Annotated in this window: 23 protein-coding genes and 1 other RNA gene; 9 read left to right on the forward strand and 15 right to left on the reverse strand. The window is 40.0% G+C overall.

The features are described 5' to 3' along the window. Positions 1-16: 16 nt before the first annotated feature. On the forward strand, positions 17-616 hold the full coding sequence (locus tag IGI42_RS02890; RefSeq protein WP_438714162.1) for a TVP38/TMEM64 family protein: 600 nt from the start codon (positions 17-19) through the stop codon (positions 614-616). Positions 617-789: 173 nt separating this feature from the next. Here IGI42_RS02890 and IGI42_RS02895 read toward each other — a convergent pair whose 3' ends face one another. The 3 genes from IGI42_RS02895 to gdhA all read right to left on the reverse strand — a co-directional run bounded on the left by IGI42_RS02895 (position 790) and on the right by gdhA (position 4,704). Further along, entirely contained in the window at positions 790-1,008 is a 219-nt protein-coding gene (locus IGI42_RS02895) for a hypothetical protein (protein ID WP_438714163.1), read from the reverse strand. Positions 1,009-1,923: 915 nt separating this feature from the next. Continuing rightward, positions 1,924-3,270, reverse strand: coding sequence for a glucose-6-phosphate isomerase (locus tag IGI42_RS02900; protein WP_438714165.1), 1,347 nt, complete (start codon positions 3,268-3,270; stop codon positions 1,924-1,926). Positions 3,271-3,360: 90 nt separating this feature from the next. Next, on the reverse strand, positions 3,361-4,704 hold the full coding sequence (gdhA, locus tag IGI42_RS02905) for an NADP-specific glutamate dehydrogenase (protein ID WP_438714166.1): 1,344 nt from the start codon (positions 4,702-4,704) through the stop codon (positions 3,361-3,363). A gap of 94 nt (positions 4,705-4,798) precedes the next feature. Between gdhA and IGI42_RS02910 the strand changes: the two genes are divergently transcribed. Then, positions 4,799-6,055 (forward strand): NAD(P)/FAD-dependent oxidoreductase, encoded by a 1,257-nt coding sequence (locus IGI42_RS02910; RefSeq protein ID WP_438714167.1) that lies wholly within the window; start codon positions 4,799-4,801, stop codon positions 6,053-6,055. Here IGI42_RS02910 and ybaK read toward each other — a convergent pair. The 3 genes from ybaK to IGI42_RS02925 form a co-directional block, all read right to left on the reverse strand. Then, positions 6,052-6,540, reverse strand: a complete 489-nt coding sequence (ybaK, locus tag IGI42_RS02915) for a Cys-tRNA(Pro) deacylase (protein WP_438714168.1) — start codon at positions 6,538-6,540, stop codon at positions 6,052-6,054. The two genes, IGI42_RS02910 and ybaK, sit on opposite strands and share 4 nt — an antisense overlap. A 132-nt stretch (positions 6,541-6,672) precedes the next feature. After that, the gene (aroD, locus tag IGI42_RS02920; protein ID WP_438714169.1) at positions 6,673-7,422 is read right to left on the reverse strand and encodes a type I 3-dehydroquinate dehydratase; all 750 of its coding nucleotides are present in this window, start codon (positions 7,420-7,422) and stop codon (positions 6,673-6,675) included. 14 nt (positions 7,423-7,436) lie between these two features. Continuing rightward, positions 7,437-8,609, reverse strand: coding sequence for a class I SAM-dependent rRNA methyltransferase (locus IGI42_RS02925; protein WP_438714170.1), 1,173 nt, complete (start codon positions 8,607-8,609; stop codon positions 7,437-7,439). A 187-nt stretch (positions 8,610-8,796) separates the two neighbouring features. Here IGI42_RS02925 and IGI42_RS02930 point away from each other — a divergent pair, with 187 nt between their 5' ends. Together IGI42_RS02930 and IGI42_RS02935 are read left to right on the forward strand one after the other, a co-directional pair. Beyond that, positions 8,797-10,935, forward strand: a complete 2,139-nt coding sequence (locus IGI42_RS02930) for an LTA synthase family protein (RefSeq protein ID WP_438714171.1) — start codon at positions 8,797-8,799, stop codon at positions 10,933-10,935. 937 nt (positions 10,936-11,872) lie between these two features. Next, a complete protein-coding gene (locus IGI42_RS02935) occupies positions 11,873-13,315 on the forward strand; it encodes an NCS2 family permease (protein ID WP_438714172.1) in 1,443 nt (480 codons plus the stop codon). Positions 13,316-13,337: 22 nt separating this feature from the next. Here the strand turns inward: IGI42_RS02935 and IGI42_RS02940 are convergent, their stop codons facing one another. Together IGI42_RS02940 and IGI42_RS02945 are read right to left on the reverse strand one after the other, a co-directional pair. Further along, positions 13,338-14,816 (reverse strand): ATP-binding protein, encoded by a 1,479-nt coding sequence (locus IGI42_RS02940; RefSeq protein ID WP_438714173.1) that lies wholly within the window; start codon positions 14,814-14,816, stop codon positions 13,338-13,340. Beyond that, positions 14,813-15,532 (reverse strand): winged helix-turn-helix domain-containing protein, encoded by a 720-nt coding sequence (locus tag IGI42_RS02945; protein WP_438714174.1) that lies wholly within the window; start codon positions 15,530-15,532, stop codon positions 14,813-14,815. The genes IGI42_RS02940 and IGI42_RS02945 overlap by 4 nt, the downstream gene beginning before the upstream one ends. A 146-nt stretch (positions 15,533-15,678) precedes the next feature. Here IGI42_RS02945 and IGI42_RS02950 point away from each other — a divergent pair, with 146 nt between their 5' ends. Together IGI42_RS02950 and ssrA are read left to right on the forward strand one after the other, a co-directional pair. Further along, positions 15,679-16,446 carry a Cof-type HAD-IIB family hydrolase gene (locus tag IGI42_RS02950; RefSeq protein WP_438714175.1) on the forward strand — a complete coding sequence of 256 codons (768 nt, stop codon included), beginning with the start codon at positions 15,679-15,681 and terminating at the stop codon, positions 16,444-16,446. A 71-nt stretch (positions 16,447-16,517) separates the two neighbouring features. After that, positions 16,518-16,884: a transfer-messenger RNA gene (gene ssrA, locus IGI42_RS02955) on the forward strand. A 115-nt stretch (positions 16,885-16,999) separates the two neighbouring features. On the opposite strand, the gene IGI42_RS02960 is transcribed toward ssrA, so the two are convergent. Next, on the reverse strand, positions 17,000-17,833 hold the full coding sequence (locus IGI42_RS02960; RefSeq protein ID WP_438714176.1) for an SDR family oxidoreductase: 834 nt from the start codon (positions 17,831-17,833) through the stop codon (positions 17,000-17,002). 314 nt (positions 17,834-18,147) lie between these two features. Here IGI42_RS02960 and IGI42_RS02965 point away from each other — a divergent pair, with 314 nt between their 5' ends. Together IGI42_RS02965 and IGI42_RS02970 are read left to right on the forward strand one after the other, a co-directional pair. After that, positions 18,148-18,315: a PspC domain-containing protein gene (locus IGI42_RS02965; RefSeq protein WP_438714178.1), complete on the forward strand. Its 168-nt coding sequence runs from the start codon at positions 18,148-18,150 to the stop codon at positions 18,313-18,315. 236 nt (positions 18,316-18,551) lie between these two features. Then, the gene (locus IGI42_RS02970) at positions 18,552-18,761 is read left to right on the forward strand and encodes a hypothetical protein (protein WP_438714179.1); all 210 of its coding nucleotides are present in this window, start codon (positions 18,552-18,554) and stop codon (positions 18,759-18,761) included. 631 nt (positions 18,762-19,392) lie between these two features. On the opposite strand, the gene IGI42_RS02975 is transcribed toward IGI42_RS02970, so the two are convergent. The 6 genes from IGI42_RS02975 to IGI42_RS03000 all read right to left on the reverse strand — a co-directional run bounded on the left by IGI42_RS02975 (position 19,393) and on the right by IGI42_RS03000 (position 24,651). After that, complete coding sequence (locus IGI42_RS02975) at positions 19,393-20,013, reverse strand: YczE/YyaS/YitT family protein (protein ID WP_438714180.1); 621 nt, start codon at positions 20,011-20,013, stop codon at positions 19,393-19,395. A 198-nt stretch (positions 20,014-20,211) separates the two neighbouring features. Next, positions 20,212-20,742 (reverse strand): hypothetical protein, encoded by a 531-nt coding sequence (locus IGI42_RS02980; RefSeq protein WP_438714181.1) that lies wholly within the window; start codon positions 20,740-20,742, stop codon positions 20,212-20,214. A 251-nt stretch (positions 20,743-20,993) separates the two neighbouring features. Next, a complete protein-coding gene (locus IGI42_RS02985; protein ID WP_438714182.1) occupies positions 20,994-22,430 on the reverse strand; it encodes a glycoside hydrolase family 1 protein in 1,437 nt (478 codons plus the stop codon). A gap of 23 nt (positions 22,431-22,453) precedes the next feature. Beyond that, positions 22,454-23,185 (reverse strand): amino acid ABC transporter ATP-binding protein, encoded by a 732-nt coding sequence (locus IGI42_RS02990; RefSeq protein ID WP_438714183.1) that lies wholly within the window; start codon positions 23,183-23,185, stop codon positions 22,454-22,456. Between the two features lie 11 nt (positions 23,186-23,196). Continuing rightward, entirely contained in the window at positions 23,197-23,856 is a 660-nt protein-coding gene (locus tag IGI42_RS02995; protein ID WP_438714184.1) for an amino acid ABC transporter permease, read from the reverse strand. Positions 23,857-23,868: 12 nt separating this feature from the next. Continuing rightward, the gene (locus IGI42_RS03000; RefSeq protein ID WP_438714185.1) at positions 23,869-24,651 is read right to left on the reverse strand and encodes a transporter substrate-binding domain-containing protein; all 783 of its coding nucleotides are present in this window, start codon (positions 24,649-24,651) and stop codon (positions 23,869-23,871) included. A gap of 252 nt (positions 24,652-24,903) precedes the next feature. Between IGI42_RS03000 and IGI42_RS03005 the strand changes: the two genes are divergently transcribed. Continuing rightward, positions 24,904-26,082, forward strand: coding sequence for an MFS transporter (locus IGI42_RS03005; RefSeq protein ID WP_438714186.1), 1,179 nt, complete (start codon positions 24,904-24,906; stop codon positions 26,080-26,082). Positions 26,083-26,084: the final 2 nt, after the last annotated feature.

Below are 26,084 nucleotides of genomic sequence, written 5' to 3' on the forward strand. Positions count from 1 at the left end.
TCGAGGAGATGAGAAAATGAGTATTGCACAGTCACGAAAATTGCTTAATGCAATTTCGTTTACCGGATTGGCTTTTTCTGTTGGTTTAGCTGTCTATTTCTACCATTTAGGGGTTTTTAAGGACTTGAATTCCTTACAAGGTTTGGTTGGCCAATCAGTTCTCATTGGACCGCTCATTTTCGTTGTTATACAGATGGTTCAAGTAATTGTTCCAATCTTACCTGGAGGAATTAGTTTAGCTGCTGGCGTCTTGATTTTCGGACCATTTTGGGGGTTTATCTACAACTATGTGGGAATTTGTGTAGGTTCTATTGTTTTGTTCTTATTAGGTAGACATTACGGGAGACCCCTAATTAGTCATTTAGTTAGCGAAAAAATTTTCGAAAAATACAGTCGCTGGCTAGAAAATGATAAGCATTTCGAAAAAATTTTTGCATTAGCGATCTTTTTGCCCGTGGCACCAGATGACGCCTTATGTTTGATGGCCAGTGTTACGAATATTTCCCTTAAAAAATACGTTACAATTATTCTGCTAGCTAAGCCGGCTTCAATCTTCTTATACAGTTTAGCGTTGCTACATGGTGGAAGCTGGTTAGCAAGTTTACTAACTCACTAATTAGTGAGTTTTTTTGTGAAAGACAAGTGATATGCGACTAAAAACACCTTTAGACGTTATTAATCATCTATCACTTAATTATTTTTCGTGTTTTTTTATCTAATTAAAAAAGGGAGCCAAAGAAACTCCCTTGATTGTTTACTCATTAAATTTAATTACAAAATATTCACTTATCAAGCTAGACATCCTAACTTAGCCTGTTCAAAGACGTCTTCATACTTGACTACTAAGCGATTTTGCAACTCAATCACTCGTGTACGATCAACGGGATCAAAGCTAACAACGCTTATTGTTGCAGTGTTGTTGTATAGTTGTTCAACAACACCTATTACCTCTTTTTCCAAACCTATTGCTTTACATAAATAAGTACCACCAATTTCAATATTCTCCATTTCTGACCTCCTTCTCCTCATGATCTTATAATAACATAATAAAACTCTAATTAAAATATTTGTGTCGTAATTTTTATAGCATCATCAAGCTTGATTTCTGTTTAACATTGATATATAAAGAATAACACGTTTTAATTACAATAGTTATTTTATATTTTGTTGATATACCAGCCAGATCACACTCCGTCAATTTGAATTATTTTTTAATATCATCTACTATTGATATATTAAACTGATATTAAACAGACCGCAGTACTCTAGCTTGGAACATCCAATTATGGATATTTTTTAGAAGCATGATGTCCTATAAACAAGCTTAGCATCTTGAGTAATCATTTTATTTAGCTTAATATCTATCGAAAAGACTGGCTTTACTATAAGTAGACTTGATAAGCACGCAAAACTTCATCCGACAGATCCAATCTAATGAGCAATCTTTAGATTGAAACTTTATACCATCCACAAATAATTGCATCATTAATAGATTACCACACCCGTAAATAGTATATTAAGTCCTCCACTCTTCCACATCAATTTAAATACGAACATTATAATTGTGTAGTAAGAAGGTACCCGCACTTTTATCAAACTGACAGATAAGTAAAGCTTCTCTAGTGATAGTTACTCAACTTCTTGACTAGTAAGTACTCTTCGATCGTCCATAACTAAAACAAGTTTTATCGTTAAGTTAAATTGTACTTGTGAGTTCAAGATGATTTCACAAGTTTAAGTATAAAACGAGCAAGATTTTTTCGGTACAACAAAGAATACTTCATGTCATTAAATAGTTTTCTAGATTTTAACTGCCAAAAAAGCACTCAAATTTATGAGTGCTTTTTTGGCTATCACCATTTTTATTTAGATGTGAACATGTTTGTATCACCACTTATCAAAAACGGGCTGACAATCGTTGATTTATAGGCGTTCGTTTAATTCTTTTGCAAGATCTTCGAAACCAGGTTTGCCTAGAAGAGCGAACATGTTTTTCTTGTACGCTTCTACCCCTGGTTGATCAAATGGGTTAACCCCTAGTAAATAACCAGATATACCTACAGCAATTTCAAAGAAGTACATTGCATAACCCAATGTATAAGCATCCATTGTTGGTATATTCAATACCAAATTCGGAACTCCACCATCAGTATGGGCTAACAAAGTGCCTTCATAGGCTTTCGTGTTCACAAAGTCGACATCTTTACCTTCCAGATAGCCTAAGCCATCTAGATCAGATTCTTGGCTTGGAATTGCTACTGATTTACGAGGTTTTTCAACTTTAACGATTGTTTCAAAAATATTGCGCCGTCCTTCTTGAATGTATTGACCAAATGAATGCAGGTCAGTTGAGAAGTTGGCACTTGATGGGTAGATCCCTTTCAAGTCTTTTCCTTCTGATTCGCCGTACAATTGTTTCCACCATTCATTGAAGTATTGCATACCTGGTTCGTAGTTTACCAAAATTTCGGTTACTTTACCTTTACGGTATAACAAGTTACGCATTGCTGCATATTGGTAGGCTTCGTTTTCATCCAAGTTTTCGCTTGAGTAAGCTTCACGGGCATCAGCAGCACCTTGCATTAATGCATCGATATCTGCTCCGCTGGCAGCGATTGGCAATAAACCAACAGCTGTTAAGACTGAGAAACGTCCGCCAACATCATCAGGAATTACAAAAGTTTCCCAACCAGCTGCATCTGCTTCCGTTTTCACTGCGCCGCGCGCTTTGTCAGTTGTTGCGTAGATGCGTTTGTTTGCTTCTTCTTCGCCGTATTTCTTCACTAATAGTTCCTTGAAGACGCGGAATGCAATAGCAGGTTCAGTTGTTGTACCTGATTTAGAGATAACGTTTACTGAGAAATCACGGTCACCAATTACTTCGATTAAATCAGCAATGTAAGTAGAGCTGATTGAATTTCCAGCAAAGAACACTTGTGGCGCTTGGCGATCTGCTTTGTCCAATACGTTGAAGAATGATTGATGTAAGAACTCGATAGCTGCACGGGCACCCAAGTAAGAACCACCGATCCCGATGACTACTAATACTTCAGAGTCAGACTGAATTTTTTCAGCCGCTTTTTTAATACGAGCAAATTCATCTTTATCGTAGTTAACTGGCAGATCGATCCAACCTAGATAATCGTTTCCTGCACCAGTTCCTTCTCGTAATTCTTTGTGAGCTAAAGCAACTTGACCTTTGATATACTCCATTTCATGTTCATTAACAAATGGAGCGACTTTCGAATAATCGAAATGAATATGTGACATGTTTTTTTCCTCCTTGTAAAACATTTCGTACAGGTTATACTTTACGTTTCTTTTGCACTTTTTTCAAGCCTGAACCATTATTTTTTTCGATTAAACCAAACCTTGAGCAATCATCGCATCTGCCACTTTAGCAAAACCAGAAATATTTGCACCTGCAGCGTAATTGTCTTTTTCAGAATATTTTGCAGCGGTATCGCGGCAAGTTTCATAAATATTTTTCATGATGTCATCTAATTTTCCATCGACTTCTTCTTTGGTCCATGATAGACGTTGTGAGTTTTGGCTCATTTCTAGTGCAGAAACAGCTACACCGCCAGCATTAGCGGCTTTACCAGGTCCATATAAGACACCATTTTCGTGATAAACTTTAACAGCGTCCATGGTACTTGGCATATTTGCTCCTTCAGCAACCACTTTCACGCCGTTTGCGACCAAACGTTCTGCTTTAGCTTTGTCAATTTCATTTTGAGTGGCACATGGCAAGGCAATATCTGCAGCTTTGTCCAAGTCCCAAACAGAACCTTCGAAATATTCAGCGTTGCTGCGCTCTTTCACGTATTCAGTTAAACGTTCACGACGAACTTCTTTAATGTCCTTCAACAGGTCAAGATCGATGCCGTCTTTATCGTACACGTAGCCGTTGGAATCAGAACATGTAACGGCTGTTCCACCAAGGTCTTTGACTTTTTCGATCGCATAGATGGCTACATTTCCGCTTCCGGAAACCAATACTTTTTTATCTTGGAAAGAGTCGCCTTTGTCTTCTAACAAATGTTTAACGAAGTATACAGCACCATAACCAGTTGCTTCGGTACGCCCTAGACTTCCATTAAATCCTAGTGGTTTTCCAGTTAACACACCAGCGTCATATTCGCGTAAACGTTTGTATTGGCCGAATAAATAGCCGATTTCCCGTCCGCCGACACCGATGTCACCAGCTGGTACGTCTAAGTTAGGGCCGATATGTTTTGATAATTCAGTCATGAAGCTTTGGCAAAAACGCATGATTTCTGTGTCCGATTTGCCTTTGGGATCAAAGTCAGAGCCGCCTTTACCGCCACCGATTGGCAGACCTGTCAGGCTGTTTTTAAATATTTGCTCAAAGCCTAAAAATTTCAAGATACTCATATTTACACTTGGGTGGAATCGCAGGCCGCCTTTGTAAGGCCCAATCGCAGAATTGAATTGTACTCGGTAACCGCGATTAACTTGCCAGTTGCCTTTATCATCTTGCCAAGGCACACGAAATTGAATCATGCGTTCTGGTTCCACGATGATTTTCAGGATATTATGTTCAATGTATTCCGGATGTTCATCTAAAAAAGGGACAATTGTAGGTAGAAACTCTTCTACAGCTTGCAGAAATTCAGCTTGATTTGGATCTTTTTCCTCTAAGTACTGTTGAATCTGTTCGACATATTGCTTTGCTTGCATAAAACTCCTCCTCACATTAGATACTCATAGTTTACATCATTTTCTAATAGAAGTGTTAGAAATTTCATGATAAACTTTGCAACGAGGTGAGAAAATGGATAAAAATTTCGAAGTCATCGTCATTGGTGCTGGTCCAGCCGGTATGATGGCGGCTATCACAGCCGCATCAAACGGCGCAAAGGTAGCACTTATTGATAAAAATAAACGCTTAGGCAAAAAACTACTGATGACTGGCGGCGGACGTTGCAATGTTACAAATAATCGACCGGTGGAAGATTTGATTCAGCACATTCCAGGGAATGGGCGCTTTTTATACAGTACCTTTTCTCAATGGGACAATCAGGATATCATTCGCTTTTTTGAAGATCGCGGTGTTGCCTTAAAGGAAGAAGATAATGGACGGATGTTTCCAACTACCGACAAATCGAAAACAATTGTCGAAAGCCTGAAAAATGAAATGGATCAGCTGGGCGTGACCGTGATCTACCAGACTGCGGTAGAAAAAATTATACACGACGGTACGAAAATTACCGGTGTGCGCACGGAGACCGGTGATTATTCTGCCAAAAGTGTGGTCTTAGCAACTGGAGGGCTGACTTATCCTTCAACTGGGGCGACTGGTGACGGCTATCGTCTGGCTAAATCTTTAGGGCACCATGTAACTCCTTTGTACCCTACCGAGTCGCCGATTTTATTAGATGAGGACTTTATTCAAAAGAAGGAACTGCAAGGTTTGTCGTTGCGGGATGTTCAATTGAGTGTAGTAAATGAAAAGAAAAAAGTGGTGGCTTCTCATGTGATGGATTTGTTGTTTACTCACTTTGGCTTATCTGGACCGGCGGCGTTGCGTTGCTCTAGCTTTGTGAATCAATTGTTGAAACAACAGGATCGAGTTACACTGGTTTTAGACTGTTTCCCGAACTTAACGAAGGCGGAGGTTTTAGAGCAATTAACCCAGCAAGTGACGGCTTCCACCAAGCAGACAAAAAATGCTTTTACTGGATTCTTGCCGGAACGTTTGCTGCAGCATTTTCTAGGGAAGTTAGAAATCAGCGATCTCGCTGCGAATCAAGTGCCGAAAGCCAAGCTGGAAGCTTTGAGTGATTACTGCAAGAAATGGGAGCTAACTGCCAAGGGAACGTTCGGTTTAGAAAAATCCTTTGTTACTGGCGGGGGGATCGAATTAAAGGAGGTCTCGCCAAAAACGTTAGAAAGCAAAAAAATCACCGGCTTATTCTTTGCCGGTGAACTGTTGGATATTAATGGCTATACCGGAGGCTTCAACATAACCAGCGCCTTTTGTACTGGTTATGTTGCCGGAACTCATGCTGCCTATCAGTCCTTTGCTTAGTCCTTGACTAAAGAAGCATAATGACCGCGAGTCAGTTGAACAATCGCATCGGGGGCTAGTTCCATTTGCAGTCCCCGCTTGCCGGCTGATACAGCAATTTGCTGAAATTCTTGAGCTGTTTCCTCTAAATAAGTGGGAAACAGCTTTTTCATGCCGATAGGCGAACAACCGCCGCGAATGTAGCCAGTTGTAGTCTCTAGATCCCGCAGATGCAGCATCTCAACTTTTTTATTGCCGCTGGCTTTGGCGATTTTTTTCAAGTCCAGTTCGTGATTGCTGGGAATGACTGCTACAATTGGACCGGTTTTATTTCCGACAGCCACTAGGGTTTTAAAAATCCGTTCTGGTTTAATACCGACTTGTTCTGCAACGTGGCCGGCTCCTAAATCGTCCTCGCTCCATTGATAATCATGCTCCACGTAAGGAATCTTTTTCTGCTCTACTAGTCGAATCGCATTGGTTTTAGTTACCTTCTTTTTTGCCATCTCAATCCACCTCACTAAAAGCATAGCAAAGATACTCGTCTGAGACAATTGAAAATGTGCGCAGACTTCCTTCTCCTAAACTGTGCATAAGAAAAAACCGCTTTGTCTCCGAGAGGCAAAACGGTCGTCTTATTAACTAAATTCATCTAAAATCATAGTCAATTTTGCTATTTCGATCTGGCCTTCAGCTGAAGCACATCCTGGTAAGCAAGCATAGGTCATGCACGAACCGTTCAAGTAGCCGGCTACTCGTGAAATTTTACCTAGCTTTCCCATAGAAACCGTGACTGTTGGCAAGGTCACGAAGGTTTGAGCCTTCAGGGTCATTTCCATTAAACGGATTACATCATCTTCGTCTCCAGGAACGACCACGATCTTAGCAATATCGGCGCCCCAATGCTCCATCATGTTTAAACGGAACAGCAATACGGCATTTTCCGGTGTCTTTTCGTAGTTATGGTCACTTAGAATAACTTTGACATCCAGGGCCTGCATCCATTTAATAAAGGTGGAACCCAGCTTGTCTACGTGGCTTAACTCGATGTCAGCTATGTCGATAGCCCGCGAAGAAACGGCAAACTCATTGATGCGGCGGTAATCACGCAAGGACAGCTCCACTTCACCGCCCTCTGGTTTGGTACGCAAATTGAAAATTAATGGGGTATCTCGTAATTCGTCTCGCAAAGCTAATAAGGTAATTAATAATTCCTCGTCATCTAATAAATCTTGGTAGTAGTCAGCCCGCCATTCAATGACATCGGCCTGCTTCTTTGCCAGGCTAGCCTGTTCAATAATTTCGTCAAAGGTGCGACCGATCAGCGGCACGCAGATTTTTGGTCTTCCGGCGTTAAAACGAACATTTCTCACTTCTACATCCATCATCTACATCGTCTCCATCATTCTTTTTGAATTTCGTATATCAAGACCTTTAAATAATTGCTTTCAGCCAACTGTTCCACCGCTGGAAAATCTGGTGGCAAACGATAGCTTTCAGTTAAATGATACGTGACATTTTCTTTGATAAATACTTCTTCAATTGCTGCTTGGAATTTTTCGATTGTGAAATTTGACGCATTGGTTGAAGCAATAATGGTTCCTTCAGCAGACAAAATATCTAGACTGCCTTCGATTAAGCGCCCATAATCCTTTAATACTGAGAAGGTCTTTTTCTTATTTCGAGCAAAGCTTGGCGGATCTAAGATAATCAGATCATAGGTCAGCTCTTTGCGGGCAGCGTAACGGAAATATTCGAAGGTATCCATTACAACGATCCGCTGCTGATCTAAAGAAATGCCGTTAACGGCAAATTGTTCCTCGGTTTTTCCGCGGCTGCGTTGCGCCAAATCGACACTGGTAGTTTCCAAAGCCCCACCAAAAGCGGCAGCTACTGAAAAGGCACCGGTGTAGCTGAACATATTCAACATGCGTTTGCCTAAAGCAACACCCTCGATTAAGCGTCCTCGAACTTCTTTTTGATCAAGGAAAATCCCCGTCATATAACCTTCATCTAAATAGGTGGCATAATTTACGCCGTTTTCTTTTACCAATAAAGGTTCTTCCGGCTTGCTACCGCTGACCCAGTTGCTTTCTGGCAGATCGCTGGTAAAGCGGATTTTTTCGACAATTCCTTTTGGATGAAGCAACTTTTGCAAGCTATCAGTCAGTTTTTTTCGGAAATGGTAAATGGTCTCGTTGTACCATGAGACAACTAAATAACCGTCGTAATAATCGACAGTAATCCCACCTAGTCCGTCCCCTTCACCGTTAATCATACGAAAAGCGGTAGTACGTTCATCAGAGAAGTAAAAACTGCGCTGGTCTATTGCGGTTTGAAAGAGCTGTTCAAAGAATTCATCGTCGAGCGCTGAATTGTTGCGATCCACTACCCAGCCGATGCCTTTGTTTTGTTTTCCTAAGTAGCCGGTAGCCACATATTTGCCTTGTTGATCGACAAACTTCACCCATTCTTTAGGAAAAGTTTCATTGTATTTTTTAAGATCTTCTTTTTGAATTAATGGAATTCCACGGCGAATTTTCTTCGCAGCTTGGTTTTTGATTTCTACTTGCACACTTAATCCCTGCTTTCTTCTTATTAGTATATCAAAGAAATCGCTGTTATTGTGCTTATAAAGTTTTTTTTAAGCATCAATTCTTCAACTAAAGTAACATTGACGAACCCATTACTAGCAGGTAGAATGATATGGAGTGAATAATTTTCACATTTTGACACTTCTTCTATAGAAAGGAAGTTATATATTGAAAAACATCAAAGTTCCCACATTCTTAAATAAACGCTTAGGATTTTTCGCGTTATTGACCTTTCTCTTGTGGGCGAAAAGCATCTTTGCTTATTTATTTGAATTTAACTTAGGTATTGAAAGCCTACGTCAATATTTAATACTATTTATTAATCCAATTGCTACAACAATGTTCCTGTTATCCATTGCTTTATACGTGAGAAGACCCAAAGCGGCATATCGAACGATGCTGTTTATCTATGCTTTGACAACAATTTTGATTTTTTCAAATGTAATCTATTATCGTGAATTTACTGACTTCATTACTGTAAATACTTTATTAGGTGCGGGAAAAGTAGCAAGCGGACTAGGAGAAAGTGCAATTCGCCTATTCCGTCCATATGACTTGCTGTTTGTGATTGACCTAGTTGTTTTACCGATTTTGATTTGGAAAAAAGTGATCAAGCGCGAAGAAAGACCTGTACGCGCAAGAATGGCTTTCGCAATGACAGCTTTGTCAGTAATGATTTTTTCAGGGAACCTTTTCTTGGCAGAAGCAGACCGTCCCGAACTATTGACTCGTACTTTTTCAAGAGATTACCTAGTGAAGTATCTTGGTATTAGTGCCTTCACTGCTTATGATGGTATTCAAACTTACAAAACGAACCAAGTCCGAGCTGAAGCTAGTCCTAATGATTTAACCGAAGTTGAAGCTTATGTAAAAGATCATTATGCTGCACCAAACGATGATCTGTATGGCATAGCCAAAGATAAAAATGTTATCTACATTCACTTAGAAAGCTTCCAACAATTTTTAATTGATTACAAACTAACTGATGAAAATGGTCAGGAACATGAAGTAACACCGTTTATCAACAGTATTTTCCATGAAAATAGCACGTTCAGTTTTGATAACTTTTTCCATCAAGTAAAAGCTGGTAAAACTTCAGATGCTGAAACATTACTAGAAAACTCTTTATTTGGTTTAAACCAAGGCTCATTATTTACCCAATTAGGTGGTAAGAATACCTTCCAAGCAGCGCCAGATATTTTAAAACAAGAAGCTGGTTATACTAGTGCAGCCTTTCACGGAAATTCCGGAAACTTTTGGAACCGGACTGAAACGTACAAACGCTTTGGCTATGATTATTTCTTCGACTCTTCTTATTATGATGTGAACGAAGACAATTCATTCCAATATGGCTTGCATGACAAACCATTCTTCCAACAATCAGTTAAGTACCTAGAGCATTTGCAGCAACCATTTTACTCTAAATTTATTGCCGTTTCTAACCACTATCCTTATAGTGAATTTCAAAATGACGAAGGTGGTTTCCCAATGGCGACTACTAATGATGAAACCATCAACGGTTATTTTGCAACTGCGAATTATTTAGACACTGCAGTTGAAGAATTTTTTAACTACCTGAAATCTAGTGGGCTATATGATAATTCAGTGATAGTCATGTACGGAGACCATTATGGTATTTCAACTTCACGCAATCCAGAATTAGCACCCTTACTTGGTAAATCAAAGGAATCTTGGACTAACTTTGACAATGCTCAAATGCAGCGAGTACCATACATGATTCATATACCTGGACAAGAAAATGGCGGTGTTAATCATACTTATGGTGGTGAAATTGACGCCTTACCTACTCTACTACATCTGTTAGGCGTAGATTCCAGCAAGTATATTCAATTAGGTCAAGATTTGCTATCGCCAGAAAATGATCAGCTAGTTGCGTTCCGCAGCGGTGACTATGTCACACCTGACTATACTTATTATGGTGGTAGCCTGTATGATAACCATACCGGATTCATGGTCACAGCTCCAGACGAGAACCTTCAAGCAAAAACCGAAGAATGGCAGCAAGCCGTTAGTCAGCAATTAAGTACTTCGGATAATATTAACAATGGAGATCTCTTGCGCTTTTATACTGGCAGCGGCATGGAACCTATCGATCCAGCTGATTATGACTATAAGAATGCAATGCAGCAGTTGGAACAAAACGAAACTAAGCTGGGCGATAAATCAACCAGTGTTTATAGTAAGCTTGGAACTTCAACGCAAGACATGTATAACACGAAAACGTACAAACAATACAATGAATCCACTGTAACACCTGAAACTCCAGAAGCAACCGTTCAAGAGTAAACCCATTACCTCCTTTGGCTTGATGTCAAAGGAGGTTTTTTGGTACAATTTTTATTACCTAACAAAACAGCGCTTGTTCTTCTTAGAGACTTCATATTTCTTTCAAATTCACTTTCTATACTAGTATATGAGGTGATATGCATGAATTCTTTACAAGCAGCTCTTAATAATTTATCACGAAGTAAATTATACTTTTATTTATCGTTTGCTTTTACTACCTTAGCTTTACTAACACTGACCACTTTGTTGCTGCTCTACTCAATGATTTCTCAATTGCATTCAAGTTTGGCAAGCTATGGTATTCAATTGTTTACTGATGGTGAAGTAGCAGAAATTCAATTGTATTTCTTTGATCGATTCATATATAGCTGTTTAGCTATATTATCCTTACTAGTTATTGTTTGTACAATACTTTTCCTCAAACGGAGATCCATAAAAACTTTTACTTCAATCAATCCCTTGAGTTTGTCTTTGCAACTGGTACTAATTATTTTGCTTGCTCTATTTTTTTTAATGGCTCTATTTGTAATTTTCGAGTCTGTCTATCAACAGTTCTTACAGTATTTTTATCAGTACAGCCTAGATCGATTCAATGATTTACCTAATTTTGTATTAAGCAACGGTGATAGTGGTTTTGCCTTTTCAGTTAGGTGGCCCCTTTCAATGGATATCTCCTCTCGGACGTTTTTTCAATTGTTTATGGTTTCACTAACAAAAGCAGGAATCCTATTTACAGTGTTCGTTTTAACAGTAAGTCTTTTCCTCCAGCAGATGATCCATAAAAAGGTACTTAGGAGTGTTCGTAACTAAAACACGAACATTCTCTTTTTTTTTGATCATTTCATTCTACTTTTCATTGAAATACTATGTCAAATTACATATAATCGGAAAGTATTCTTTTTTACTAATAAATCAATTTTAAGGAGCGTCTATTCTGATGGAAAAGTTTTTCAAGTTGAAAGAACAAAATACAACCGTTTCAACTGAAATAATGGCAGGAGTCACTACTTTCTTTGCTATGAGTTACATTTTGTTTGTAAATCCTTCTGTATTATCTGCCTCAGGCATGCCATTTCAAGCAGTCTTTTTGGCAACGATCATTGCTTCGGTAATTGGTACACTGGTCATGGGATTATTTGCGAATGTTCCTTATGCTCAAGCACCAGGCATGGGCTTGAATGCCTTTTTCACTTATACAGTCGTATTTGGATTAGGATATTCTTGGCAAGAAGCGTTAGCTATGGTTTTCATATGCGGCATCATTAACATTTTAATTACAGTTACAAAAATTCGTAAGCTAATCATTCATGCCATCCCCGAAAGTATGCAACACGCTATTGGCGGAGGAATCGGGATTTTTGTCGCATACGTAGGGATTAAAAATGCTGGGCTTTTAGCCTTTTCAGCTGATTCAGCAACTATCACTAGCAGTGTCGTAGAAAACGGACAAGCGACTAGTGTCGCTATGAACAGCGGCGTAGTTCCAGCATTGGCAAACTTTAATAATGCGCCGATTTTATTAGCTGTTATCGGACTAGTATTAACTACTATCTTAGTTGTAAAAAACGTACGTGGTGCCATTTTGATTGGAATTGTCGCAACTACTGTGATCGGCATTCCAATGGGCGTGGTTCAACTAGGAGCAATTGATTTTCAAAGTAATTCATTAAGCAGCTCGATCTCTGAGTTAGGGATAACTTTTGGCGCTGCCTTTGGCTCAGAAGGAATGGGCGCACTATTCTCTGACTCTTCAAAATTGCCACAAGTCTTGATGACAATTTTAGCCTTCAGTTTATCTGATACTTTTGATACAATCGGAACCTTCATTGGAACTGGTCGTCGAACTGGTATTTTCTCTAAAGAAGATGAACTGGCACTGGAGGCTTCCAATTCACGCGGTTTCAAAACTAAAATGGATCGTGCCTTGTTTGCTGATGCAATTGCTACTTCAATCGGAGCGATTTTTGGTACATCTAATACAACAACTTTTGTTGAATCCGCTGCTGGGATTGGTGCGGGAGGACGAACCGGCTTAACTTCAGTCGTTGTTGCCGCTTTATTCGCATTAAGTAGTCTATTTTCACCTTTAATTGCAGTCGTGCCTGGACAGGCAACAGCTCCAGCTCTGATTTTAGTAGGTGTGATGATGATGGGCTCATTTGCAGATATTAATTGGTTGGACTTGGAGGAAGCTGTTCCTGCATTCTTTGCAAGTATCTTTATGGGCCTATGCTATAGTATTTCTTACGGAATCGCTGCTGGATTTATCTTCTATGCAATTGTTAAAGTTGTTAAAGGTAAAGCAAGTGAAGTTTCTCCCGTGCTATGGATTGTGAACTTACTGTTTATTTTAAACTTTGTTATTCTAGCAGTGCTATAAAACAATATTAAAACGGAGCGGCCTACGAGGGCTGCTCCGTTTCTTTTATATCTTCTACTTCTTCATCAGGAAAACTGATGGTAAAGGTTGTCCCTCTCTCTAACTCGCTTTCTACTTGAATACTTCCTTTGTGCAAGCGTACTAACTCTTGGACAATTGATAATCCTAAACCTGATTCACCATACTTAGTGTTCTTACGGGAAGGATCAACTTTATAATAACGATCCCAAATGTTTTTTACCTGCTCTTCACTCATCCCAATTCCAGTATCGGAAATCTGAACAATGGTATTTTTTTCTGCTTTGTAAACATTAATGGTAATAGTCCCATCCGTGGTAAACTGGATCGCATTTTGGATGATGTTTACCATGATTTGGATGAAACGGTCGTAATCCGCATAGACGTCAATTGGTTCATCTGTTGTCAAAACAAGCTGATCTCCAGATGCTTGAGCTTTTGCTTCTAATTGCGTAAGTAGTCCTCGTAAAGCCTTTGTTGCATCAAATTTTTTCACCACCATACTGATCTGATTGGTACGGATTTTCTCGTAGTCGAGATTTTCGTTCACTAGTCGAATCAATCGAGCTGTTTCATTTTGCATTAAACTGATTGCTTTGCTGCGCTGATCGACTGGAATTGCATTGTATTGCAGTCCTTCCAACAGTCCGTTGATGGTCGTTAATGGCGTTCTCATTTCGTGCGCTGCATCTGCCATAAACTGGCGGCGTCTTTCTTCTTGGCGTTCAATTTCTTCCTGGGACTCTTTCAAAGAAGCCGTCATACTGTTGAAATCCTCAGCCAAATCATCAAATTCATCTTTGCCATTATTAGGTAATATTGTATCAAAATTCCCATTCGTAATTTTTCTAGTAGCTGAACGCATGCGATTAATTCGCTTTACCTGTCGCGTCGCAAAATAATAGCTTACGATGATTGCCACAATGGAAGCAATGATAAACCCTTTAAATAAATCACTAGTTACTGATTTAACACTTTCACTGACATTTCCAGCGGGTTGAGTCACAATTAGTACACCGTAAAATTCATTTTCTAAAAAGAATGGTGCCATCGCATAAGAAGTAGAACGTTTATCACCGTAAATATCTGTTGAACGAATCATTTTTTGTTCTTGACCGTTACTTAACTCATCCCATTGTCTTTTTGTGATTAAAGTTTGTTCAGCAACCTTTGTATCATTAGGAAATCGGATCAACTGATTACTGTCGACAAAAACAAATTTAACGTTTTGCGGTTCTAATATTTTTTCAGTTTGTCCGATCGCTGCTAAAAAAGCTTCATCTTGTGTTGCATAATAGTAGGGATTATTTTTCAGTAAACGAGCTGTTGTGTCTTGAATAGAACGAGTAAAGCCAATCAATTGATTGTAATTGCTTTCTTCCATTGTTCGCCGAGTAAACTGAGTAAATGTGATTCCTAAAGTCAACAGTATCAACAATATCAACCCACCAAAGGCTAGCAGCTGCTGGTAGAGGTATTTCATTGCCCAACCCCAGAGTCATCAAATTTATAGCCGACACCCCAGACTGTTTGAATTACTTGTGGTCCTACTTTTTCAATTTTTTGACGCAATTTTTTTATGTGGGCATCAACGGTTCGTTCGTCACCAAAATATTGGTAGTCCCACACTAATTCTAAAAGCTGCTCTCGGGTGAAAACTTGACGTGGTTTTTTTGCCATCGTATAAAGTAAATCAAATTCCTTTGGTGTTAATCCTTCGACTGGTTCATTTTGCAAATAAGCTTCTCGGGTTTTCAAATTCATTTTGAAGTGCTGGGTTTGAATATCAAAACTTCCGTCGCCTGCTCCGCCGGTTTGTTGCTCATTTGCTAACTCACTGCGCCGGTGTAACGCTTTGATTCGGGCAATTAGGGTTAATGGTGAAAAGGGTTTAGTGACATAATCGTCAGCTCCCATTTCCAAGCCGATTACCTGATCACTCTCTGAATCACGAGCTGTTAACATAATAATCGGTACAGTGCTGGAAATTTTACGAATTTCTCGCCCGACTTCCATTCCATCCATGCTGGGCAAGTTTAAATCTAAAGTAATCATGTCCCATTTTTCTGGTTCTTCTTTAAAAGCATTTAGACCTTCTTTACCGTCGTATTTAAAAGTTGCATCCCAACCTTCATTTAAAAAGAACATTTGCATCATTTCAGAAACAGATTCGTTATCTTCAATCATTAATATATTCATGGGTTTTCCTCCAATATCAGCATTTCTCATCATTAGTATACTCTAAAACTACCTTTTCAACCATTACCTTACCAGTATCTTCAATAAGTATTTGTTTTTTCTTCAATAATTGCTAAGATAAAGAAAAGGAATAAAGGGGATATGTTATGTACGAAGCGATTGCATTTTTTGATTTAGACGGCACGTTATTGAATGGAAAGTCGCAGGTGAGTGCTGAAGTTGGAGAAGCGATTACTCAATTGAAGAAAAACAAGGTTCTACCGATTATCGCAACTGGACGCAACGAACAAGAAATCCAACAAATTAAACAGGATGCCCACATTACCTCAACGATTACCATGAATGGCATGATAGTGAAAGTGGACGGCACAATAATTGAAGCCAGTGAAATTGCGCCAGAACAATGTGAATCTATGCTGCATTTTGCTCGCAATCTACAAGACGAGCTGGCTTTCCATTCTACGGAACAGTTGTTTATCTCTGGTGTGAATGAATTTGTTAAAAAATCCTATGAATTCTTTCATTTAGAGCTACCACCGATCCACCCACAAGCCTATCAGGAGTTCCCTACAAACATGATCTTAGTTTTGTCTGAAGGAAATGATACCATTTATCAGGAGGCCTATCCTGAATTTACGTTTTATCGTAATGGTCCTTTTTGTATCGATGTAGTCAATAAAGGAATTTCTAAAGGTACTGGTGTCCAAACCGTGAAGGATTATTTAAAGCTGCCGGATATTCCCACTTTCGGCTTTGGCGATGGGATTAATGACGTGGCATTGCTGATGGCTTGTGACAATAAAATCGCGATGAGCAATGCCTTGCCGGAAGTAAAGGAACAGTCGGATTACGTTACAGCTAAAAATACCAACGGTGGGATTATAAAAGCCTTAAAACATTACGATTTAATTTAGAAACTACGGTCCCTTTTTTGCAATTTTACTTTGAAGATGTTATAATAATTCTTGCAGTAAAATTCTAAAAAGGGGACGTTACGGATTCGACAGGCATAGTTTGAGCTTGAATTGCGCTTCGTAGGTTACGTCTACGTAAAAACGTTACAGTTAAAATAACTGCTAAAAACAATAACAACACTTACGCTTTAGCTGCCTAAAAACAGTTAGCGTAGATCCTCCCGGCATCGCCCATGTGCTCGGGTAAGGGTCTCAAAATTAGTGGGATACGTTTCAACTTTCCGTCTGCAAGTTGAAAAAGAGATCATCAGACTAGCAATGCCTGCGGCCTGTCATGCGGCAGAAGGCAAAGCGAAACTTAAATAGTATGACTATGAGCGTAGATTTTTGGGTAGTCAATATGTTTGGACGCGGGTTCGACTCCCGCCGTCTCCATTAAAAGTTTTGTGAAAGCAATATCCTATTCGCTGGGATTTTGCTTTTTTTGTACAGCAAAAATTTGCTCAACAGGTAGGCTGAACCGATTTTTGCTATTTTTGCAATTACCACTCAATTAAACAGCGCCGGTTTTCATGGCGGCAATTACCCCACCGTCAATTAGAATATCCGACCCGGTAATAAAGCCTGCGTCATCGCTTAATAAATAGGCGCCTAAAGTTGCCACTTCATCTGGGGTTCCTACTCTTCCCGTTGGACTTGCTTGAATAAAGGCTTCGTATCCGGCTTTTGCAGGAGAATTTAATTCGTCTAAAGCCAACGGCGTAATGATGATTCCCGGACTAATTGAGTTAATTCGGGCACCTCTTTTCCCCCATTCCATGCTTTGGGCCTGCACCCGTAAAATGTAGGCACGCTTGGATATGCTGTAGGCACTGCCTGAATTTGGAATTGCTGCATCGTTAAGCAGTTCTAAATCTTTTAATTCATCTGAAGGCGTCATCGCCAACAGCTTATTTTGATCCTCTGATAAAGATGGCAACATGTGTCCAGCCATGCTGGAGATCACTAGCCCTGATCCACCTTCAGCAATAATTTTCCCGAATTCTTCTATTCCAAAGCTAGAGCTAGTTCCGATTAAATCTACATCTAGGACTGCTCTTGCTGACGCTTGGTTTGGTGAAAGTCCGGCTGTATGGATGTAATTCATTACTTTACCCAATTCAGAAGCAGTTCTGGCAAATTCCTTAATTGACTCTTGGCTTGAGGCATCTACAACTTTGGTAACAACCTCAAAACCAGATGACTCAAGTTCAGCCTTGTTTCTTTCTAAATTGCTTTCGTTAGTATCACCAATTAGAATAGTTTTAGCAGTTCCTACTCGACGGGCAATGGCTATACCCATGCTTCCACCACCTAAAAGTACAACAACTTTTTTCTCGTTTTTCATCTATAGTTCCTCTTTCCATATCGATTTGTTACGAGTATCCTACTACCTTCGTGTTAGACGAAGGCAAATTATTGTCGCAGCTTCTATTCATGCTTAAGATATTCTTAATATTCAACAGCTACTTTCTGCTCATTAGAAATATTATTGTTTAAATACGCACGGAATTATTATTTACAGTATAATTAATTTAAGATCAGTACTTCAAGATGTGTTTACATTGAGTAAAACTCAGAACGTACTATTACTGATCTAATTTACAAAGTATTTAGATAAATAGTTGTCATTACTATTAGATTGAAAAAGGAGTAATTCAGATGAAGAAACTCAGAAAATCACCAGATAAAATCATTTCTGGCGTTTGTGCCGGGTTTGCAGATTTTTTCGGTACATCACCATTACTGTTTAGACTTCTTTTCTTATTTCCAGGTATGTTCATGGCTTATATTATTTTGGCTGTTATGCTTCCTAGCGCTGATTGTTGATCCGTCTTTGTCATTAATTATTATTTTGTTAAATATCTCTTCATTTATTTATCAATACTCTTGCAATGATCTTTTGGGGCTTAAGCTGAAAACAGCTGATTTTTCTTAAAGCAATTAGCAATGTTTTTTCTAGGATTCTTTTCAGAACTTCAAAAAAAATGTCAAAAGTATCCACTATAGATCACCGTTGTAACCGTTATCTCTAGATGCTATAATATGCGTAAAGAGGTGGTCGTATGCGTTATTTAGTCGGGTGTGCATTTTTATTGCTAGCTTTTTGGCAGCTGGTATCGTTTCGCCGTGCATTCATTCATCTTAAGACCGAAGGAAATGCTGACACCTCTCCATTTATTATGTTAGGTCTTTGGAATGGTTTAGCATTTGGAATAGGATTTCTTATCATTGCATTCTGCTGTTTCTTTATCGATTTATCCAACTTAATTTAAAAAAGTCTTATTGAACAATTAGCAGGGAAATCCCCTGCTTTTTTGCATGTATTCGGATGCCTGTTGACTTATAAAATACTATCTTTATTGGACTATGTTAAAATCATTGAAAAATCAGGATAACTCAATGATTAATCAATACAAGAGCAGCCTAAAACAGTTCGAATCTGCTCAGGGATTTAGTACGTTGTTACTTTTTACCATAATTGTCGTAATGAATTACTTACACGGACGGTTAATGTGCTTAAGCTAGATTATCTACAAATACTTTAATATTGATCAAGCCTATTTGGCCAATTTTTGGTTTGCTCATCATTCTTCTTTGATTTCTGACTTATTTCAAGACAACCTTTCGTTGGGTTGGTATCATAACATATAATAGGAGACGATGATCCTATCAGAAGATAAAGTTGAAACGCACAGCTGCTAAGTATAAAGGAGTTGCGTTAAGCTGTATGCTATTGCCAGTTTGTTTTTGAAATAGTTCAATAATTCTAGAAATTCGTGGCGAGGCTAGCAATGAGTATTTTTTGCCTTCTTCTAGCGACTCTGATTTATTGAGGATAAAGTAAAAAAAGACCTTAAGTTAAAAACTTGGTTTAACTCAAGGACATACTACGTGTCAGATTTTTTATTTTTGATTTGTTCGAAACAGCTCTATTTTGGGTAAATATTTTAAGGTTAGCTCAAGAGAAGGCCCCATCAGCACTAGCACAATAATCGTTCCTAATCCGATTGTTCCTCCTAATAAATAGCCTGCTAAAAAGAAACTGCCATCTAAAATGATTCGAGCTGTTTTTACCGACACCTTCAATAAACGCTGCAACACAATCATCAAGCTATCATAAGCAGCCGAGCCAGCATTGGCTAACAAGTAAATTCCAGTTCCTATACCAAGGATTATGGTTCCTGCTGCAACAGCCGTATAATCCAAAGCTGCTGGGATGTTCAGTAGCCAGCCTGCTGATTCAATTAGGTTCAAAAATATGCCGACACCAATACTTTTAATAATGCTGCCTACTCCGATTAGCTGACGATCGTATAAGAAAATAATCACCAACAACCCTCCGTTAAAAATATTACTCACTGTTCCAAAACGAAAAGGCAGGTGCTCCATCAATCCCATTATAAATGTACTCATAGCATCAGCACCCGATCCGCTCACTACGATCAGGCGGATCCCGATGGCTGCAACAAATGTTCCTGTCAGCGCTAACATATATTTTTTTACTGAATAATTTTTTTCTATCATATTTGTCTACCTCGCTTGTTAGTCTATACGCAACACTCAATTACAGTTTGGTAAGTATTCAATAATTGTATCGGCTTTCTAGACTTAGAGTCAATAAATAGACTCAGACAAGCAATGATGGTAAAAAAATGTTCCTTCATCCAAAAATAAAAAAGAGACGCTCCACGTCTCTTTTCCCATATTTTCAGTTTTCTTAAGTCACTGTTGAACTGTTTCACTTTCCAGATTGTTTACATCTTCTTGGGTGATGATAATATTACCAGCTTCTGTTTGATCTGGTTTCAGATAAATAACTTGGACTTTTACATCATCAGCAACAAATTGGGCTTGCTCTAAAATGGGCTTCATACCTTTTGCCAATACTGGTCGCAGAGCTTCCATATCTAGTTCGTACCCAAGGTCCATTGACATAGTATAGGTACAAACAATCGTATGATTTTCACCTTCGCTTATATTAACATCAGTGTATGTTTCACCCATTTGCTCCTTTAGGGTTGGCAGCTGCGATTGAGCGGCTTCAATCATGAGCGAAAAATAATCTGTAGTCGCAGCGGCTGAAGATGTTTTCGACTCAGTAGTTTCCAATGATTCCGTTGTTTCGGTAGATTTTTTTGTTTCAGAAGAAACGGCAATTTTTTCTTTAGATGATGTCTTAATTGCGGGCTTGGGTGAACAAGCTGTTAATCCTAAAATACTCGCAAAAGCCAATACCGTTACAAACTTTTTCATTTTATCCCTACTTTCCCTTTTATTATATTCTACACTATCACCTCCAGGCTTAAAATATTATATAAACAAAAAAGCGTTTTATCAAGTGACTTAAAAATTATTTTTAATAATATCATTCATTTTTAATCGAACTATATTTACATTTATTTTCCTTTCTTTTTTTTCAGTTTCCCAGCACTCAATTCGTTCTCAAATAAAAACAGCTTACACTGAATTTCTCAGTCAAGCTGTCTAGTTACTAAACTACCTACTTACAAACACGCTTCGCCATTAGTGGCAATCACTTCTTTATACCAATTGAAGGATTTTTTCTTCTTGCGATCCAGACTTCCGTTGCCTGTATCGTCTAGGTCAACATAGATGAATCCGTAGCGTTTGCTCATCTCTCCGGTGGAGGCGGCAACTAAATCGATGCATCCCCATGGAGTGTAACCCATCAGATCGACGCCGTCCTCTACCGCATCATGCATGGCAATGATATGTTTTTGCATGTAATCGATACGATAATCATCGATGATTTCACCGTTTTCGTTGATTTCATCTTTTGCTCCCAGACCGTTTTCTACGATGAACAAAGGAACTTGATAGCGATCCCACAGGTCATTTAGGGAAATACGCAGGCCTAGTGGATCGATTTGCCAGCCCCATTCGCTGGACTCCAAGAAAGGATTGCGCACGCCTTCCATTAGATTGCCGGCAGCCGGATCGCTGTCTTCGGCGCTGGTTTCGTTGATGGCCATACTCATGTAGTAGCTGAAGCCGATATAATCAACGGTATTTTCCCGCAATAATTCCTCGTCGCCCTCTTCCATTTTAGGTGCCTCGGCATCATATTCCTTCAGCAGCTGCTTCAAATAAGTTGGATAATATCCTCTTACCTGCACATCGCTGGTGAAATAATCAAAGGCCCGTTGCTTCAATTGCGAGGCAAATTGGTTCACCGGATTGCAATCAAAGGCATACAGCGGCGCATAAATTTGCATACAGCCGATTTGAATATCGCTGCGTTGCGACTTGCCGATTTTCACGGCTAAGGCACTGGCAACAAATTGATGATGCCAAGCTTGGAAACGATTGGTGTAATCCTCTGAACCGGTAGCAACGATCAACCCTTGAGAAAGGGCGGGAAATTCCATCGCTGAATTGATTTCGTTGAAGGTCATCCAGTATTTTACTTTTTGAGCGTAGCGCTCAAATAAAACGGTAGCATAGCGTTCAAAGAAGTCCACCACTTGGCGATTTTTCCAGCCACCGTATTCTTTGGCTAGATACAAAGGCATTTCATAGTGGGAAATCGTCACCACAGGTTCAATGCCGTACTTCAAACATTCATCAATCAGCTGATCGTAAAATTCCAGGCCTTTTTCGTTCGGCGTTACTTCATCACCTTTTGGAAAAATGCGACTCCAGGCAATCGAGAAACGATAGGACTTAAAGCCCATTTCCGCAAACAACGCAATGTCTTCTTTAAAGCGGTGATAATGATCGATTCCGACATGGTTGGGATAGGTATATTTTTCTGGTTCGATTTCCCAATTAAACTCTGGTGCAGAAATGACAGAAAAACGTTGTCTTCCTCCCGGCATCGCATCGGCTACTGACAAACCTTTGCCGTCTGCATCATAAGCCCCTTCACATTGATTGGCCGCTGTAGCGCCGCCCCATAAAAACCCTTCTTTAAAACTCATTCTTTCTCCTCCAATTTCTATAATTAAGCAATTTGCTGGATAAACTGTTGAATTCGATCTTTTTTGTTGCGGAAAAACAACTCCGTCGAGCCGTCGAAGAGCAGCTTTCCTTGATTCATAAACAAGATCCGATCAGCTACCTTGCGGGCGAACTCTAAATTATGAGTGACGACAATTTGCGAGTTGCCGGCTTCCGCCAGCTGCTGGATCGTCAGCAGCACTTCATTAGACAGCTCCGGATCTAAGGCGCTAGTGGGTTCGTCGTAGAGCATGAATAGCGGCTCCATCGCCAAAGCCCGGGCAATCGCCACTCGCTGCTGCTGGCCACCGGAAAGCTGAGCGGGATAGGCGTTTTGCTTATCCGCCAAGCCAACTCTGGTCAACAGTTGGATGGCCTTTTGTCTGGCTTGCGCCTTGCTGACTCCCTTCACCTGCACCGGGCCTTCCATAATATTTTGCAACACCGTGAAATGTGGGAAAAGATTATAAGCTTGAAAGACGATACTAAAATATTGCCGATAATTCTTTTTCTCCTTAAAGCTGGGATTGCTGGGAAAGGTGACTTCTAAATCGTTGATAGCAATCCGGCCGCTTTCCGGAAGCTCCAACAGATCAATCGCTCGCAAGAAGGTGCTTTTCCCTGAACCGGAAGGACCTAAAATCGCCGTGGTCTCCCCTTCGCGGAAGGAGACGGTGATGTTTTTCAACACGGTTTGATCGTCAAACGTTTTGGTTAGATTTTCGATTGTTAGCATCTTTTCTCCTCCTATTCATAACGCGCCATGCGATGCTCCAGCACCGACTGCAAGTAATTTAACAACGTACAAAAGATCAAATAGTAAACGGCCACCAAACAATACAGCAGCAGCGGTTCATAGGTGCGGGCCGCAATTCGCTGAGCCGTCAAGAACACTTCCACGATGGTGATGCTGGCCGCCAGCGAAGTATCTTTCACTAGACTGACGAAGTTATTAGACAAGGGCGGCAGGGCAATCTTCAAAGCTTGCGGTGCAATAATCCGGGTGAAAATCTGGTGCTGGTTCATCCCTAATGATGCTGCCGATTCGTATTGTCCGGCGGGAATGGCCAAAATCGCCGAGCGGATCGTCTCTGAAGCATAGGCCCCGGTGTTCAAGGAGAAGGCGATAATCGCCGCACTCCAAGCCTCAAGCTGAATCCCCACTGATGGCAAACCGAAAAAGATAATGAACAGCTGTACCAACAATGGCGTGCCGCGAAAAATCCAGACATATATATAGAAGAAACTGTTCAACAGCTTGTTCTTGGAAATCCGTGCCAAGGCAGTGATAACGGCGATGATGACCCCCAATACGAAAGAAATGATGGTCAAGGGAATCGTCGCCTCAAAAAAGGCCAGCAGTAATGGCAGCAGTGAGCTTTGGATTATTTCAAGGGATCGTTCCACTATCTCTCCTCCTTATTGGGTAATATCGCGGTCAAAGTATTTCTCAGAAATCTCAGTTAAGGTGCCATCCGCCTGCAATTCTGCCAAAGCTGCATTGATTTCATCCAGCAAAGGATCATCCTTGTGCAGCAGGACAGCTGCCGGTACGCCTTCGTCTAAGGTTGCAGCGATTTTTAACGGGGTATCTGGCTGCTGGTTTAAGTAATCATAAAAAATGACATCATCATTTAACGTAGCATCCGCTCGATCATTCATCACCAGATCAAAGGAATTATTAAAGGTCTCTACGCTCACTACATTGGCATCGTATTCCTCTTCAGCTAAGCGGGCGAAGTTGCTAGTGATGGTTTGGGCCACACCTTTGCCGGTCAAGTCGGAAAAATCTTGGATTTCATTATTGTCTTCATGAACAATCAAAGCAATATGAGCCACACTGTAAGGTTCACTAAAATCATATTTTTCTCGGCGTTCGTCGGTAATACTTACCTGATTAAAAATGGCATCGGTCCGCTCGCCATCAAAGGCCGCCAGCATGGAGTCCCAAGCTGCTTCATGGAACTCTACCTCGTAGCCCATTTGTTCGGCCACCGCTTGAGCCACCTCCACATCGTAGCCTACTAATTCATCCTCATCATTATGATAAGAAAACGGCCGATACGAACCTTCCGTCCCCACCCGTAAAACTTTTCTTTCTGCCCCGTCAGATGACGAAGCCGATTGATCTTCTTGACCATTACTGCAGGCGCTTAAGACTAAAGATGCCAGCAGCGAGGCAATAATCGCTATTTTTTTCATACTATTTTCCTCCTAGTACGCTCTTCTATGTTTTGATTTTATTCCTTCACCTTGACTTTAAGTCAAGCGCTTATTTCAATTTTTTCGCAGAAGTAGCAGCTGGGCAGCCGTTAAAAAAATTCCTTCTATTATATAGGGGAATTTTAGACTTGATTGGAATCACCAAATAAAAATTTTTTTGTTTTTTACGCTTGACTTGACCTCAAGGTGAAGGCTTATGCTCAGGTTACAAATTAAAAGGGAGAGATACATTTGAAAAAGAGTAATAGTCTGTTGATCTTAATATTAACCATCGGTGTCTTTGGGATTATGAATACAGAAATGGGGATCATTGGTATTCTGCCGCTAATCGCTCAGGAATTTAACGTGAGCGTGCCGACAGCCAGCCTGCTAGTCAGTGCCTTTGCTTTAATCGTAGCAATTGCCGGCCCCACCATGCCGCTGGTGTTTTCCAGGGTAAATCGTAAAACAGTGATGGTGCTAGCTTTAGGCATTTTCACCATCAGCAACATCGTTTCGGTTTTTGCTACAAACTTTACCGTACTGCTTTTGGCCAGAGTCATCCCCGCAGCCTTCCACCCAATTTATGTGTCGATGGCTTTAACTGTGGCGGGAACTTCTGTCCCTGCTAATGAATCAGCAAAGGCTGTATCTAGAGTCTTCATCGGTGTTTCTTCTGGGATGGTGCTAGGAGTTCCAGTGACTAGCTTTATCGCCAACGAAGTGTCCTTTGCTATGTCGATGGTCTTCTTTGCGGTAGTGAACGGCTTAGTTTTACTGGCTACCTTGATTTTTGTCCCATCAATTCCGGTGACTACCCGTCTTTCTTACGGCAAACAGGTAAGTGTTTTGAAAAAACCTCAAATGCTGGTGTCGATTGTGACTGTCATTCTACTGAATGGTGCCGTCTTCGGATTTTACAGCTACTTGTCTGACTTCTTGAGTACGGTTACTCAAATGTCTAGCCGCACTATCAGCTTCACCCTGTTGGTTTATGGATTGACTAATATTGTTGGAAATGTGATTGCTGGAAAAGTCCTGACAACCAGTGCGAAGAAAACAATATTCGCTTTGCCATTCGCCTTGATCACTACCTTTGCCTTAATTTTCTTCTTTGGAAGTATGAGCTTAGCAGCAACCGTCTTGATTGTTGTTTTAGGAATTTTAGCTGGGATTGCCGCCAACGTAAATCAATATTTGATTACGGAATTCGGCTCAGAAGCACCGGATTTCTCCAATGGCTTGTTCTTAACAGCCTCTAACTTGGGAACTACCTTTGGACCGTTTGTCTGCGGCATGTTAATTACTGCCTTTGATACCCGCTTTACCTTAATTGGTGCGATCACCTTCTTAATCTTGTGCATCCTATCAATTGTTTTGCGGAATTCATTAGGTGCTAAAGGAATTTCTACAATAACTATTAAAGAGTAAAC

The organism is Enterococcus sp. AZ109 (assembly GCF_051714625.1).
GTDB lineage: Bacteria > Bacillota > Bacilli > Lactobacillales > Enterococcaceae > Enterococcus_A.